The 14612-nt window shown below is 41.3% G+C and carries 14 protein-coding genes and 1 tRNA gene; 5 read left to right on the top strand and 10 right to left on the bottom strand.

Features of this window, described 5'->3' with window-relative positions; all coding sequences use genetic code 11:
• Nucleotides 1-45 precede the first annotated feature (45 nt).
• From J3P37_RS20520 to J3P37_RS20490, 7 genes are all read right to left on the bottom strand, one after another.
• Nucleotides 46-133 (bottom strand) — tRNA-Ser (locus tag J3P37_RS20520).
• A 69-nt stretch (nucleotides 134-202) separates the two neighbouring features.
• On the bottom strand, nucleotides 203-1252 hold the full coding sequence (locus J3P37_RS20515; RefSeq protein ID WP_256013375.1) for an asparaginase: 1050 nt from the start codon (nucleotides 1250-1252) through the stop codon (nucleotides 203-205).
• A gap of 50 nt (nucleotides 1253-1302) precedes the next feature.
• On the bottom strand, nucleotides 1303-2070 hold the full coding sequence (locus J3P37_RS20510) for a TatD family hydrolase (protein ID WP_256013372.1): 768 nt from the start codon (nucleotides 2068-2070) through the stop codon (nucleotides 1303-1305).
• Between the two features lie 155 nt (nucleotides 2071-2225).
• Nucleotides 2226-4136, bottom strand: coding sequence for a molecular chaperone DnaK (dnaK, locus tag J3P37_RS20505; RefSeq protein ID WP_256013369.1), 1911 nt, complete (start codon nucleotides 4134-4136; stop codon nucleotides 2226-2228).
• 243 nt (nucleotides 4137-4379) lie between these two features.
• Nucleotides 4380-5441 (bottom strand): FKBP-type peptidyl-prolyl cis-trans isomerase, encoded by a 1062-nt coding sequence (locus J3P37_RS20500; RefSeq protein WP_256013366.1) that lies wholly within the window; start codon nucleotides 5439-5441, stop codon nucleotides 4380-4382.
• A gap of 76 nt (nucleotides 5442-5517) precedes the next feature.
• Entirely contained in the window at nucleotides 5518-6492 is a 975-nt protein-coding gene (locus J3P37_RS20495; protein WP_256013363.1) for an FKBP-type peptidyl-prolyl cis-trans isomerase, read from the bottom strand.
• A gap of 164 nt (nucleotides 6493-6656) precedes the next feature.
• Nucleotides 6657-7667 (bottom strand): DHH family phosphoesterase, encoded by a 1011-nt coding sequence (locus J3P37_RS20490; protein ID WP_256013360.1) that lies wholly within the window; start codon nucleotides 7665-7667, stop codon nucleotides 6657-6659.
• Nucleotides 7668-7824: 157 nt separating this feature from the next.
• Here J3P37_RS20490 and J3P37_RS20485 point away from each other — a divergent pair, with 157 nt between their 5' ends.
• Nucleotides 7825-8244, top strand: coding sequence for a nucleoside-diphosphate kinase (locus tag J3P37_RS20485; RefSeq protein ID WP_256013357.1), 420 nt, complete (start codon nucleotides 7825-7827; stop codon nucleotides 8242-8244).
• A gap of 52 nt (nucleotides 8245-8296) precedes the next feature.
• On the opposite strand, the gene J3P37_RS20480 is transcribed toward J3P37_RS20485, so the two are convergent.
• Together J3P37_RS20480 and recF are read right to left on the bottom strand one after the other, a co-directional pair.
• Complete coding sequence (locus J3P37_RS20480; RefSeq protein ID WP_256013354.1) at nucleotides 8297-8587, bottom strand: DciA family protein; 291 nt, start codon at nucleotides 8585-8587, stop codon at nucleotides 8297-8299.
• A 7-nt stretch (nucleotides 8588-8594) separates the two neighbouring features.
• The gene (gene recF, locus J3P37_RS20475) at nucleotides 8595-9692 is read right to left on the bottom strand and encodes a DNA replication/repair protein RecF (protein ID WP_256013352.1); all 1098 of its coding nucleotides are present in this window, start codon (nucleotides 9690-9692) and stop codon (nucleotides 8595-8597) included.
• Between the two features lie 143 nt (nucleotides 9693-9835).
• On the opposite strand from recF, the gene J3P37_RS20470 reads away from it, so the two are divergent.
• The 4 genes from J3P37_RS20470 to lipA all read left to right on the top strand — a co-directional run bounded on the left by J3P37_RS20470 (nucleotide 9836) and on the right by lipA (nucleotide 13020).
• Nucleotides 9836-10516: a tetratricopeptide repeat protein gene (locus tag J3P37_RS20470; RefSeq protein ID WP_256013349.1), complete on the top strand. Its 681-nt coding sequence runs from the start codon at nucleotides 9836-9838 to the stop codon at nucleotides 10514-10516.
• An 83-nt stretch (nucleotides 10517-10599) separates the two neighbouring features.
• Entirely contained in the window at nucleotides 10600-11097 is a 498-nt protein-coding gene (gene ribH, locus J3P37_RS20465; protein WP_256013346.1) for a 6,7-dimethyl-8-ribityllumazine synthase, read from the top strand.
• A gap of 297 nt (nucleotides 11098-11394) precedes the next feature.
• Nucleotides 11395-11733 carry a bacillithiol system redox-active protein YtxJ gene (gene ytxJ / locus J3P37_RS20460; RefSeq protein WP_256013343.1) on the top strand — a complete coding sequence of 113 codons (339 nt, stop codon included), beginning with the start codon at nucleotides 11395-11397 and terminating at the stop codon, nucleotides 11731-11733.
• 396 nt (nucleotides 11734-12129) lie between these two features.
• Nucleotides 12130-13020, top strand: a complete 891-nt coding sequence (lipA, locus tag J3P37_RS20455; protein WP_256013340.1) for a lipoyl synthase — start codon at nucleotides 12130-12132, stop codon at nucleotides 13018-13020.
• A gap of 29 nt (nucleotides 13021-13049) precedes the next feature.
• On the opposite strand, the gene J3P37_RS20450 is transcribed toward lipA, so the two are convergent.
• On the bottom strand, nucleotides 13050-14561 hold the full coding sequence (locus tag J3P37_RS20450) for an NAD(P)H-hydrate dehydratase (protein WP_256013337.1): 1512 nt from the start codon (nucleotides 14559-14561) through the stop codon (nucleotides 13050-13052).
• Nucleotides 14562-14612: the final 51 nt, after the last annotated feature.

The raw sequence follows: 14612 nt of genomic DNA, 5'->3' as shown, positions 1-14612 counted from the left end.
CTGCAAATAAATTGCAGGCTTTTCTGTGCTTTGACACATTTTATGCGGAGAGTGAGAGATTCGAACTCTCGATACCCTTTTGAGGTATACACACTTTCCAGGCGTGCTCCTTCAACCACTCGGACAACTCTCCGTTAAGGTGCGCAAAAATAGGAAATAGATTTGAAAAAAGACGGAGAATACGCCTAAAGTATAAATTAATTTAAAATACCGACTTTGCAGGAGCCGCAAGCAGTGTTTTACTCAACTCTCCACGTAGATTTGTTTCTAAAAGACGGGTTAATCTATCGTAAGTATAACCTCTGCCCAGTAAAAACATCAGTTTAGTAACAGCCGCTTCATAGGTCATATCGTAACCACTTACCACACCCATATTCTTTAAGGGTCTGCTGGTTTCATACCTCCCGAGTTCAACCGTTCCTACTTTACATTGCGATATATCAAGAAGTACTTTACCGCTTTTAATAGCGCTTTCAAGGCAGTCGAGAAACCACTTCTCCGTGGTAGTATTTCCGGCACCAAAAGTTTCCAGTATAATAGCATCAGTCTTCGAATTAACAATAGCAGCAACGGTTTCCTTACTAATCCCGGGATAAAGTTTAAGAACAGTAATCGAATTGTTAAGCCTTTTATGGGCTTTGAAAACGCAATCTTCACATTTTCGGATGCTCGCATCATTATATCGTAAATGCACTCCAGCTTCGGCTAACACCGGGTAATTCGGGGAGCGAAATGCCTCAAACTTCGCTGAGTTATACTTAAATGCGCGATTACCACGGAACAGTTGAAAGTCGAAGTAGATACAAACTTCGGGAACTCTAGCCGTACCGTTTAATTTGGCTGACGCAATTTCAAGAGCAGTGATCAGGTTTTCTTTCGCATCTGTCCGGATTTCGCCTATAGGAAGCTGCGAGCCCGTAAATATGACCGGCTTGTTTAAGCCTTCAAGTAAAAAGCTTAATGCAGAAGCCGTAAAAGCCATCGTATCCGAGCCATGAAGAATAACAAAGCCATCGTAGGCATCATAATTCCGCTCAACCAGCTCTGCCAGCTCTATCCATATTTCGGGACTCATATTTGATGAATCGATGATCTCTGCAAAAGAATGCACCGTGATCTCATATGGAAGCCGCTGCAATTCAGGAACATTATCGGTAATGTGAGCAAAATCCAGAGGCTTCAACACACCTGTCACCTTATCAAACACCATTCCTATGGTTCCACCGGTGTATATGATTAATACCTTTGTCATTTATACGTTACACATTAAATTTTCATAAATATAGAAAAGGAATACCTTTATTATATCTTAAAAATATTTTTTGAATTTTCCGTGGTAATTGCAGCAACTTCTTCAAGGGATATATTCTTCACCTCGGCCACTTTAGCTGCAACATACACCAGGTAACTACTTTCATTTGGCTTCCCTCTGAACGGCACGGGAGTGAGATAGGGCGCATCAGTTTCAAGCACCAAATGTTCAAGCCCGATTTCAGCGACCACTTTATCCAATCCTGAGTTTTTGTAAGTCACTACTCCCCCTATACCCAAATAAAAACCTAATTCAATGACTTTCTTTGCCTCATCTGTATTTCCTGAAAAACAATGAAATATACCTTTCAATTTTTCATCCTTTTCTTCAAGAAGAACCTTATAAAGTTCATCAAAAGCATCCCGGCAATGTATCACAATTGGCAGATCCAATTGCTTAGCCCAGGCTATTTGTTTCTTAAACGCTTCCTGCTGAATATTTAATGTGCTTTTATCCCAATACAAATCTATTCCGATCTCCCCAATAGCATAAATTTTATAATCAGCCAGAGATTCAAATATGGTGTCGAGTGCTGTGGCGTAACCCTCTTTCACATCACAAGGATGTAAACCGAGCATGGGAAAGCAGTTATCAGGATAAGCTTCCGCCAGATTCATGACTAAAGGAATAGACTTGGCGTCTACATTCGGAAGGAATAAGCGTTTTACCCCATTTTCAAAACAGCGATCAATCAACTCCCTCCGCTTAGCCTCATCTTTCTCATAATAAAGATGAGTATGTGTATCCGTTAACATCATTTTTTACAAAAATAAAAAAAATAGCAGGCTATATTCCCGCAAATCGCTTTTTTTCAACAACCGCCAACAAACTAATCAAAAATATTAGGTGCCAGATCAAAAAAAAGCCGTTCCAGACTCTGAAACGGCTTTTTAAAAAAGATATTTTAATGAATTTATTTTACTTCTTCAAAATCAACATCAGTTACAGCATCTCCTGCGTTATTAGCGCCATTACCTGCTTGCCCATTCGACTGTTCGGCGCCTGGTTGAGCACCGGCATCCTGAGTTGCTTTGTACATATCCTCAGAAGCTGCAGTCCATGCAGTTTGAAGTTCAGTTTGAGCTACCTCGATATCCGCGAAGTTATTAGCAGCATAAGCATCTTTCAGCTTGGTTAAGCCACTTTCAATCGGCGCTTTTTTCTCGGCAGGGATCTTATCGCCGTATTCTTTCAATTGTTTTTCAGTTGAGAATATAAGCGCATCCGCAGCATTTAATTTATCTACCTCTTCTTTTGCTTTTTTATCAGCTTCTGCATTCGCTTCAGCTTCTTGCTTCATCTTTTGGATTTCGTCATCAGACAAACCAGAAGAAGCTTCGATACGGATCTTCTGTTCTTTACCAGTTGCTTTATCTTTAGCTCCCACGTGTAAGATACCATTCGCATCAATATCAAAGGTAACTTCAATTTGAGGCACACCGCGAGGTGCAGGTGGAATTCCATCTAAATGGAAACGACCGATTGTACGGTTTTGGTTTGCCATTGGGCGCTCACCCTGCAGGATATGAATTTCCACTGAAGGCTGGTTATCTGACGCCGTTGAGAAAGTCTCTGATTTTTTTGATGGGATAGTAGTGTTAGCCTCGATAAGCTTGGTCATTACACCACCCATGGTTTCGATACCTAGTGAAAGCGGAGTAACGTCTAGTAACAATACATCCTTAACTTCACCAGTTAATACCCCCCCTTGAATTGCAGCACCAATAGCTACAACCTCATCGGGGTTAACACCCTTCGAAGGTTCTTTGCCAAAGAAAGATTTAACAGCATCCTGAATTGCAGGAATACGGGTTGATCCACCTACCAGGATGATCTCATCAATATCAGATGTAGACAAACCAGCATTTTTCAAGGCTGAACGGCATGGCTCAATAGTCCTTTTGATCAGACTATCTGCTAACTGCTCAAACTTTGCACGGCTTAAAGTACGCACAAGGTGTTTCGGACCACTTTGATCGGCTGTAATATATGGAAGGTTAACCTCGGTTTGAGTAGAACTTGACAACTCAATCTTGGCTTTTTCGGCAGCTTCTTTCAAACGTTGCAAAGCCATTGCATCTTTAGCAAGGTCCATTCCGTTTTCTTCTTTAAACTCTGCAGCCAGCCAGTCAATGATCACCTGATCGAAGTCGTCACCACCCAGGTGAGTATCACCATCCGTTGACTTAACTTCAAAAACGCCGTCACCTAATTCAAGCACTGAAACGTCGTGTGTACCACCACCGCAGTCGAACACAACGATCTTCATATCTTTATGTGCTTTATCCAAACCATACGCTAAAGCGGCAGCTGTCGGCTCATTTATAATACGCTTTACATTTAATCCGGCAATTTCACCAGCCTCTTTTGTAGCCTGACGTTGTGCATCATTAAAGTATGCAGGAACAGTGATCACCGCTTCAGAAACTTCGTGCCCTAAGAAGTCCTCAGCTGTCTTCTTCATTTTTTGAAGAACCATAGCTGAGATTTCCTGAGGAGTATATTTTCTGTCGTCTATCTCTACACGCGGAGTATTATTATCTCCCTTAATCACACTATAAGGAACCCGTCCTACTTCTTTACCTACTTCATTAAAGCTATTGCCCATGAAGCGTTTAATGGAATAAATAGTTTTTTTAGGGTTAGTAATGGCTTGGCGTTTTGCAGGATCACCAACTTTACGCTCACCGTTCTCAACAAACGCGACAATAGAAGGAGTTGTACGTTTACCTTCGCTGTTCGCTATAACGACAGGCTCATTACCTTCCATTACGGCTACGCAGGAGTTAGTTGTTCCTAAGTCGATACCAATAATTTTTGACATGATATATTTACTTTTTTGATTGTTCAACAAATATTCTGTTTGTTCCTTATCAAGCGTTATGCCAAGATATCTCTACCTCAACGCTGACAGTATTTTGACACGAAAACAGCTTAATTCCAGAGAATGCAAATGACAAGCTGTCATTTTTTCAGAATTGATCATTTGGGAAGCTGAAAACCACCCGGAACATTCGATAATGAAATCAGTCTTTCATAAAAAAACCTCCCGGAGGAGGTTCTTAGATTATTTCGAAGGCTTTGCCGTACTCGAAGTTGTCGGCTTCTTCACTGGAGCAACTGGTTTTTTAGCAGGTGCTACGGGTTTCTTAGCAGGGGTTGCCGGTTTTTTAACCGGCGTAGTTTTTTTGATTGTCGGAGAAGTTGTCGCCGGTGCTTTTTTAGCTTTTTTGACTTTTACAAGTTCCAGGTCGAACCTCAAACTGCTGAAAGGTTTAATATCATTACCAGCGCCCTGAGGGCCATATCCTAAATCTGAAGGGATTAAAAATGTAGCTTTAGCACCCTCATTTAACATGAGTAATCCTTCTTCCCATCCTTTGATCACCTGCCCTTGCCCTAAAACGAGACTGATCGGCTCATAGTTACGTCCAGGTTGCTCTAAGCCGGCTTTTTTAGCTTCTGCCTCAATGCTTGAATCAAATACTTTACCCTCGAGAGTACTTCCTATATAGTTTACAAGTACTGTATCTCCGTTCACCGGCTTAGGTTTAACCGAAGACTTTGTCACAAAATATTTTAAACCTGAACTTGTGGTTGTAGGTTTCAGGCTATTATCAGCAACATATCTATTAAGTACAACAAGTTCGTCCGACTTCATCTTGTCCATCTCCTTTTGATATTCGGCCATGGCTTCGTCCATCGTTTGCACTTTTTCTACCTTAATAATGAAAGTCAAATAACTTCCTTTAGGGAGGAACGGAGGCCGGCCAGCCTCTGCTTCTGGTCCTTTAAATATGGAGTCGGTTGGAACTTTTACTAATGCACTGTCCTTTACAGCCAGCAATTGAAAAAAATCCATCAGGTCGGCAATATTCCGGGCAGGTTGAACGGGCACAGTTGCCGGACGCCCCATCTGATAGCTGCTTGCCAATACAGAATCTTTATCCGTTTTTTGAATAAAGTGGAAGGTAATAACATCATTCAATTTAATTTTGGGAGCAGTACTGCTTGTATAAATTTTATAAAATGCCCCATTAGGTAAACGCTGCAAATCAGCGGTATTCTGACCAAACACCTGCACTGATGCTACCAGCAGCAATACGGCTAAAACATTCTTCAATTTCATTTTTTTTAAAATAAACAGCCCACCTGTTTATATTCAGGCGGGCTAATCTTACAGATCCTTTATTTTGAAAGGTTCATTATTTCGTTACAGGAGGCTGAGCAGGAATTTGAGGTAAACCTGCCGGAGCTGATCCAGGCGTTTGTTTAATAACATTTACAACTTCCAGTTCAAATAATAATGGAGTGTATGGGCCAATTACCTGGCTTCCCTGCGCTCCGTAACCAAGTTTCGAAGGAATGAGTACAGTAGCTTTTGCACCTTTATTAAGTAACAACAAAGCTTCATCGAATCCCGGAATAGTTCCGTTTGTGCCCGCAGCAACTTTAATTGGCTTATAAGGACGCATCGGATCAAACATTTTCTCTTTCTCTGCCACTTCTTTGACACTGGTATCAAATACTTTGTTTTTTCCGGTAATAAATTTACCGGTATAGTTTACTTCAACTGTATCCCCAACAGCAGGCTTAGCTCCGCTGCCTTGCTGGGTTACTACATAGTTTAAGCCCGATGCCGTTACAGTCGGTTTTAAGTCGTTTGATGAAATATAGTTACTGATTATACCAGCTTCTTTATTTTTAGCTTTTTCAGTCTCCCCCTTCATGTACGTCTCAACTTTGGCCTGCATTTGCTGATCGTTCATTTTTCCCTTTGGAATAACTTTGTCAACACGGATACTGAAAAGCAGATATTTGCCTTTGGTATTTGTAGGCTTAGGCATACCCATTTTGGTTTGCATTGAGTCAAGGTTAATCTTAAACGTAGCACTATCACCCTCACTTAACATACCAATCGCACTGTAAAGGTCTCCTTTAAACGCAGGCTTTTGCTGTACAAGCAATGCTGGTCTGTCAAAAGCAGCTGACTCATACATTACAGAATCTTCTTCCGTTTTCTGAGTTACCTTCAACGATAAAAAATCTCCCTCTTTGATTGTAGCGCCATCTTTGTCTTCATGAATGATGTACTGCAAATCTCCTTCGCCCTTTTTGAATTGCTTGCAACTTGTAAAAGCAAGAGCAGCTAATCCTAAAACAATTAAGTTTCTTTTCATTTGTTTAATTTAATTTTTGAGTGGTTATGAAGCCATCGTGTTGAGAACCTGCCCTTAATGTAGCCTGGTATCCGGCACCATGATAGTCCAATTTCTATTTTATATTTATATTAATAATAAGCTTTTGTATTCCGGCACCATGATAGGCAATTTCTATTGTATATTTATATTAATAGTAAACTTTTGTATTCCGGCAATATCGATTTAAACCTGTCAACTACCTGTTCTAAAGATCCCTCTGAGTGTCCGCCGGCTGCATTTCTGTGCCCTCCGCCATCGAAGTATTTTTTGCATATTTCATTAGCCGGAAAATCTCCTGTCGAACGCAATGACAGCTTTACGCGATCAGGCCTTTCAATAATAAGCGCAGCAAGCTTTATTCCGTTAATCGTCAAAGCATAATTCACCAGCCCTTCTGTATCGCCCGTGCTGATACTGTATTGCCTCAACAAATCCTGCGAAACTGATATCAACGCCGTATTGTATTCCGTTAGCACTTCGAGGTTATTTAACAAACAATGTCCAAGGAAACGTAAACGGTTTTCTGAGAAGTTATCGTATACCATTTGATGAATTTTTGCGTTTTCAGCTCCTCGAGAGATCAGATCTGCCACGATGTGATGAACTTCAGGAGTGGTGCTTGGAAATCGGAAAGATCCTGAATCAGTCATTATTCCGGTATAAAGACATGTAGCTACGTCTTTATTGATAAGTCCCTTTTCGCCCATTACATTCGCGATAAAATCGTATACCAACTGGGCTGTAGCACACGCATTTATGGTCCAATGACGGTAATCGTCAAAACCCTCCGGTTCCAGGTGATGATCGATCATCACCTTTACACCTCCAGCCTGACGGACCACATTACCTAATTCATTAATTCTTGAAAGAGCATTAAAATCAAGACAGAATATCAGTTCAGCTTCAAGAACAAGCTTTTCGCATTCTTCCTTTTTGTCTGTGTAAATAATTACTTCTGAGTTATTAGGCAGCCAATGCAGGAAAATAGGATAATCAGTAGGTGCTACAACCCGCACATGATGCCCCTTTTGTGCCAAATAATTGTATAAACCAAGCGATGAGCCCATCGCATCTCCATCAGGCTTGTGATGGGTGGTTATTACAATATGCTTTGGATAAGCTAATAAATCTTTAAGCGATGTTAAATCCTGCATCTTCAAAAAAAGAACTGCAAAGCTATCAAAAAGCTTGATGTTACAAAAGATTATTTATGGATGTCGGCCGGCTGATTTCGACCGCCCCGCCAGACGTAAACAATTAACATCCATTTTATTAAAAATTATCTACTTTTGCAGCGATTTTTAAAAAACAATGGCAACAAACAGAACATTTACAATGATTAAACCAGATGCTGTGAAGAACGGCTATACTGGTGCTATTTTAGATGATATCATTAAAGGCGGATTCAAAATAGTCGCTCTTAAATATATCCATTTATCTACTGAAGCGGCTGGTGCTTTTTACGCAGTACATAAGGAGCGTCCTTTTTACAATGACCTGGTTAGCTTCATGACCTCTGGGCCAATCGTTGCAGCGATCCTTGAAAAAGACAATGCTGTCGAAGATTTCAGAAAATTAATTGGTGCTACAGATCCTAAGAAAGCTGACGAAGGAACTATCCGTCAAAAATACGCTGAATCAATTGAAGCAAATGCTGTTCATGGTTCAGATTCTGACGAAAATGCAGATATCGAAGGAAACTTCTTTTTCTCTGCTTTCGAAAGATTTTAATTAATGAAATCCGGGCAGAATTACACCTCTGTCCGGCTTACATCTCCCCTTCCTATATAAAAACAATTTCGTCAAGTACATTCGCCCCGGCCCTTTCATTCAATTTATCCAGGATCTGAGAGCGGATCATCACAAGCTCATTTTTTACCACCGAAGAATCGAGGCGAATAAATAATTTGCGCTCCCTTATATAAAGCTGAACCGTTCTGTTCGCCACTGCTTTCCCCATCATCTCAGGCCAGGCCGCAATAAGCGAGGTCTCATCAAACTTCCTCTTAAGCTTATAAACCTTAAGCATTTGTTCTATCGCCTCTTTTAGGGTCTTATCATTATTCCGATTCATTCTGGGGCTATTTAACCGTTCCTTTTTCTACCTCAAAGATACGGATGCTGACATTAATCGATGTGAAAATTCTTTCTACACGACTTCGCGTAGTATCAGTTATAAAAATTTGTCCAAAGTCATCCTCAGATACCATTTGCATCAACTTCCTGATCCTTTTGTCATCGAGCTTATCAAAAATATCATCGAGCAAAAGCAAGGGTTTATATCCTTTTTTTTGCTGAAGGAAAGAATATTGCGCCAGCTTAAGGGCAATCAGGAAAGACTTCTGCTGTCCCTGGGATCCGAACTTTTTCATAGGCAGGCCGTGTATTGAGAACACAAGATCGTCTTTATGAATTCCCGATGTGGTTCGCTCCAACACTCTATCCCGCTCCGCAGAGCGCTTCAACAACTCTTCAAACTGATCTTTTAAAAGCTGGGATTCGTAAAGCAATTCTACTTTCTCTGCCTCCTCCGTTAAATACTCATAGTGCTTATTAAATACCGGCAAAAACTCCTCCATAAAAGCGCTTCGCTTTTCAAAGATCTTATTGCCAGATGCAATCAGCTGCTCATCATATACCTCAAGCAATAAAGGATCATATCTGCCTGTCTCCGCGATTTTCTTAAGCAAGACATTCCTGCTGGTTAAACTTTTATTATAAGCTATTAGTTCGTCCAGATAGTTATTATCGGTCTGTGAAATCACATTGTCTATGAAACGGCGACGTTCTTCGCTGCCTTCTATTATAATGCTGACATCATAGGGCGAAACCATAACCAGTGGAAACATGCCAATATGGTCCGCAAGGCGCTGATATTCTTTCTTGTTCCTTTTAAACTGTTTTTTTTGATTCTTTTTAAGGGAACAAGCGATCACTTCATTGATCCCTTCTTTATCGAAAACTCCCTGAAGCATGAAAAAGTCGGCGCCTTGTTGTATCTGCTGGGAGTCGATGGGATTAAAGTAGCTTTTACACAGCGATAAATAGTGAATGGCATCAAGAAGATTCGTTTTCCCAGCGCCGTTATCACCGGTAAACACATTAACCGTTTCTGAAAAAGCAAGCTCTGCTTCTTCGTAATTTTTAAAATTAAGGAGGGATAACTTCTGCAGCCACATAAACCTTCGCAAACTTAGATAAATTTTTGAATAGCTAAGCCAGGCCCCTTCTCTCAGAAATAATTGAAACGCGTTTTATTTGAGAAATGGGGGTTGACAGTAACCTGTAAAACTGTATTTTTGCAGACTTTAATTAAACGCAAATGGCGAAAGATCAAATCGATACCACTACTCAACCAAATAAATTGGGCAACACGGGTAATTTTGTACAGGAAAACAGTAAAAGCCTGGCAATAATTGGTGGAGCAATTGTAGCATTGGTATTATTATATATCGGCTACCAGAAATTTTATTTAGCTCCCAGAGCCGAGAAAGCGATAAACGAGATGTTTAAAGCTGAGGAGTACACTGCGGTAGACTCTTTAACAGACAAAGCCATTAAAGGAGAATCGGGTTCTTACCCTGGCTTCGAAACAATTGCTGAGGAATATTCAAGCACGAAATCTGCAAATTTGGCTAATGCCTATCTTGGCGGCTTATACTTGAAAAAGGGTGAGTATCAGAAAGCTATTGAAGCTTTAGAAAATTACAGCTCCACAGGAAGCCCGGTAATTGATCCTTTAGTTACAGGAATGTTAGGTGATGCGTATTGCGAATTAAAAAACTATGATGATGCCATCTCCTATTATAAAAAGGCAGCTGACAAAAATGCTAATTCATTTACCGCTCCTGTTTTTCTGAAAAAGCTGGGTTTGGTTTATGAAGAACAGAAAAATTATGATGACGCATTGGATGCATATAAGAAAATTAAAGAAACGTATCCGGAAAGTCAGGAGGCATCTTTAATCGATGCTTATATTGCCAGGGTAGAAGCACGTCTCTAGGCTTAGTAAACCTTCAAAAATTTATATCCTTGCTCGAAAATGGTTACCGGAATTCTTAGGTAACCATTTATTATTTTTAAGCTATGGCAACACAATTCAAAAACCTCTCTGATTTTTCACACACCACTATTCCATCTGCTGCAAACTTCCGTTTCGGCATTGTAACCGCACAATGGAACGCAGAAATAACGGGAGTACTTTACAAAGGGGCATATGACCTCCTAATTAAACAAGGCGCTGCCCCGGAAAACATCACATCGGTGCTGGTTCCCGGAAGCTTTGAGCTAGTCTCTGGCGCTGACATCCTGCTTAGCAAACACCCTTTTGATGCGGTTATTTGCCTCGGCTGCGTTATTCAGGGTGAAACGCCTCACTTCGATTATATCTGCAACGCTGTAGCGAATGGCATCGCAAATGTGAGTATAAAACATAACAAACCTGTAATTTTTGGGGTTCTTACCACACTTAACCAGGAACAGTCTCTGGACAGGGCTGGAGGGAAACACGGCAATAAAGGCGATGAGGCCGCAGCAACTGCTATTTTAATGGCAGATTTGGGTTACAATCTTGAAACAAAATAGTTTACAACACGTATTGTATTAAAAAAAATAATAATTTTAAACATTGTGAAGCGCCGGGTATTAATATCATTAGGATGCGTGCTGAGTTTTACAATCTAAAAAAATACAGATGAAAAGAGTTGCTATCGGATTACTCCTTCTATTTTCGGTTACCATAGTGTGTGAATCATGTTCTTCAAAGGTATGTCCTGCTTATAATTCGTACCCTAAAGCCCGAAGATCTTAAACTCATTTTTATTAATTAACAGGCATGTGTGGCGCTTTAAGCAAAGCTGACCACGCTTAATACATTTTCCAATGAACTGGATCACACTTGATAACATAGAGCAATTAAAACAAATACAATCTGCCCCGGGATACAGCCTAATTTTTAAGCATAGTACCCGCTGTTCTATCAGCCTGATGGCTAAAAAGAAGTTTGAATTTGAATGGGATGCATTGCCTGATAATACCCCGATCTATTTTCTGGACCTGATCCGTTTTCGGGAGATATCAAATTCTATCGCAGAGATCTTTAAAGTAGCTCATGAATCGCCGCAGTTGCTGCTTATAAAGGATAGCGACTGCATATACGAGACGTCGCACAGTGAAATTTCTGCAGAGGAAGCTGCGGAACAAATGACTATTAATTCGTAAAAAGATATTCAAGGTCCCGGGTCAAGCGTAAAAGTTGGGGGCTTTCTTTCTTGGTCATCCTGAACTTGTTTCAGGACCTCTTGTTTAAACAGGGCCTCATGCACACAATTCAAGAGGTGCCGGATCCTGAACTTGATTCAGGACGGCATGACGATCGGCCTTAACATGCTTAGCCCACAATCTTTCCGCTTGATCCAAGATCCCTCTTCAACTAGTTGTGCGTTAAATTTAGCACGAAGTTGAAGGACTTCTTTTATTACTAAATCCTTAGAAACCTCCGGAACTCTATACACAGATAATGCAGAAGAGATATCAAGCCGGGATCTGATATCTCCTCTGCGTCAAATTCTCACATCTCCTTTCTCAATTCTCGTATCTAAACTCTACATTTGTATTATGATTGAATTGCCGGTAATTCCTGCAAATGAGGTACAACCACAGCGCAGACCGAATTGGTTGCGTGTTAAATTACCTGTCGGGAAAGAATATGCTCATGTTCGGGGTTTAGTGGATGAACATAAACTTCATACGATCTGCGAAAGCGGAAATTGCCCTAATATGGGCGAATGCTGGGGAGCGGGTACAGCCACATTTATGATCTTGGGAAACATCTGTACGCGTTCCTGTTCTTTTTGCGCAGTAGCTACCGGAAGGCCGCTGGCAGTCGATCTGGATGAGCCTAACCGTGTTGCCAATTCAATTAAATTAATGAATGTAAAGCACGCAGTGATAACATCCGTAGACCGTGACGACCTTAAAGACGGAGGCTCTGTTATCTGGGCTGAAACAATAAAAGCCGTACGCCGCGAAAGTCCCGGAACAACAATGGAAACGCTTATACCCGACTTTAAAGGTATCTGGGATAATTTATACAGGGTTTGTGAAGAAAGGCCGGAAGTAGTTTCCCATAATATCGAAACTGTTAAACGCTTAACTAAAGAAGTTCGTATCCAGGCGAAGTACGACCGCAGCCTTGAGGCCTTGAAACGCATATCAGAATTCGGTCTCCGCACCAAATCAGGCATCATGCTAGGTTTGGGAGAAACCGAAGAAGACGTAGTAGAAACCATGCAGGACCTGGCGGATGCAGGAGTGCATATCCTTACTTTAGGTCAGTATTTACAGCCTACAAAAAATCACCACCCCGTTCTGGACTGGATCCATCCCGACCAGTTTGCCCGCTATAAAGAAATTGGAATGGATATGGGCTTTAAATATGTTGAAAGCGGCCCATTGGTCCGTTCGTCATATCATGCCGAAAAGCATCTGTTTGATTTACCCAGGTAAAGAACTCAAATAAGCGAAAGGGCTTTATTTTAATGAGTCCCTTTCGTTTTCAAAAACTTAGATATCGTTAGAGGTATTTCTTTGATTAATCTGGATGGAGGCACCACATAGCCTCCTATACTGTCCCCGGCAGTACCGTGCAGAAAAACGCCCAGCATCGCCGCTATTGAAGGCTTATACCCTTGAGCGATCAAAGAAGCAATCATTCCGGTCAATACATCTCCCATTCCTCCGGTCGACATTGCCGCAGTACCTGAAGTATTAAAGATGCACTTTCCTTCCGGAGTAAAAATCATGGTGTAACGGTTCTTAAGGACAATGGTAACACCCAGAGAGCTCGCTCTGTCAATCCCCGTCTCAACTCTATCCCACCAACTCTTGTGCTCACCAAATAAGCGGTCAAACTCTTTAACATGAGGAGTTAGAACAGAACCTTCTGGCACCAATGGCATCATTTCATAATGTTGAGAGATCAGGTTAAGAGCATCTGCATCAAGAACAACGGGTAAAGAAACACTTTTCAACAGATCGCTCAGCAGGTCTTTACTTCCCATCGAAGTCCCAAGGCCAGGACCAATAGCTATAGAATTATATTTTTTAAGTTCTAAGGACTTCGGGACTCCGACGCTCTCACGCACTACAGCCATTACTTCTGGGATCCGCACATTTAATGCCATTAAGCCCTGGGAAGGAATACAGGCAGTGGTTAATCCTGCTCCGGTGAATACAGAAGCTTCTGCTGTCAGTAATGCAGCACCCATGGTTTCTTTTTCTCCGGCAACAATCAATACATGCCCGAAAGTCCCTTTATGATCAAAGGGTTGCCGCTGTTTTAAAAAGCCGCTTACGTCGTCTTCAGTAAGTACCAGGCAGGGACTTCCATGTGAGTTAATAAAATCTTCGTCAAGGCCGATTTCGACGACCTTAAACTCTTTGATAAAATGGCCCGACTCAGGTAACAAAAAATTTATTTTAGGCCGTTGAAAAGTTATCGTCAGGTTTGAACGGATAACAGTATCATTCACAGACATGCTCCCCTCCGACTTGAAGCCTGTTGGTACATCTACGGATATTACAGTTTTCTGAAGGTCATTTATTTTAATCGCGAGGGCCTTCCAAAGTCCCTCAAGGGGCTTATTGAGCCCCGTTCCCAGCAATGCATCAATCAGGACATCACAATTCTCGTTTTCGGGCCCCACATCACCCTTTAAATCCCTGACCGTGATTCCAGCTTTTAAGGCCATTTCATAATTCCTGAGGAAATCAGCGGTTGACCGTTCAGAGAATCGGGCGATCTTAGCCGAGATGTTATTATATCCCTTTTGCTTCAGTAGTCTTGTGATTGCAAGCCCATCACCGCCGTTGTTTCCGGTTCCGCAATAAACGCTAATTTCTTCGCTTCTATCTGGGTATGCAGCTATAAATGCAGTCACAAATGCCGAGGATGCTCTTTCCATTAGGTCATAAGAGGTAACCGGCTGGTTCCGAATGGTATATTCATCAGCTGCCCTTATCTGGTCAGCAGTAAGTAGATTAAGCATATCGTCTTAATTAGCCTCCTGCGATAATTGTTTCTCAGATATAATTGGATA

Source organism: Desertivirga xinjiangensis (assembly GCF_024436435.1).
GTDB classification, from domain to species: Bacteria; Bacteroidota; Bacteroidia; order Sphingobacteriales; family Sphingobacteriaceae; genus Desertivirga; species Desertivirga xinjiangensis.
Note: the sequence above shows the minus strand (reverse complement) of the source record. Positions and strands in the feature narration are given on the sequence as shown.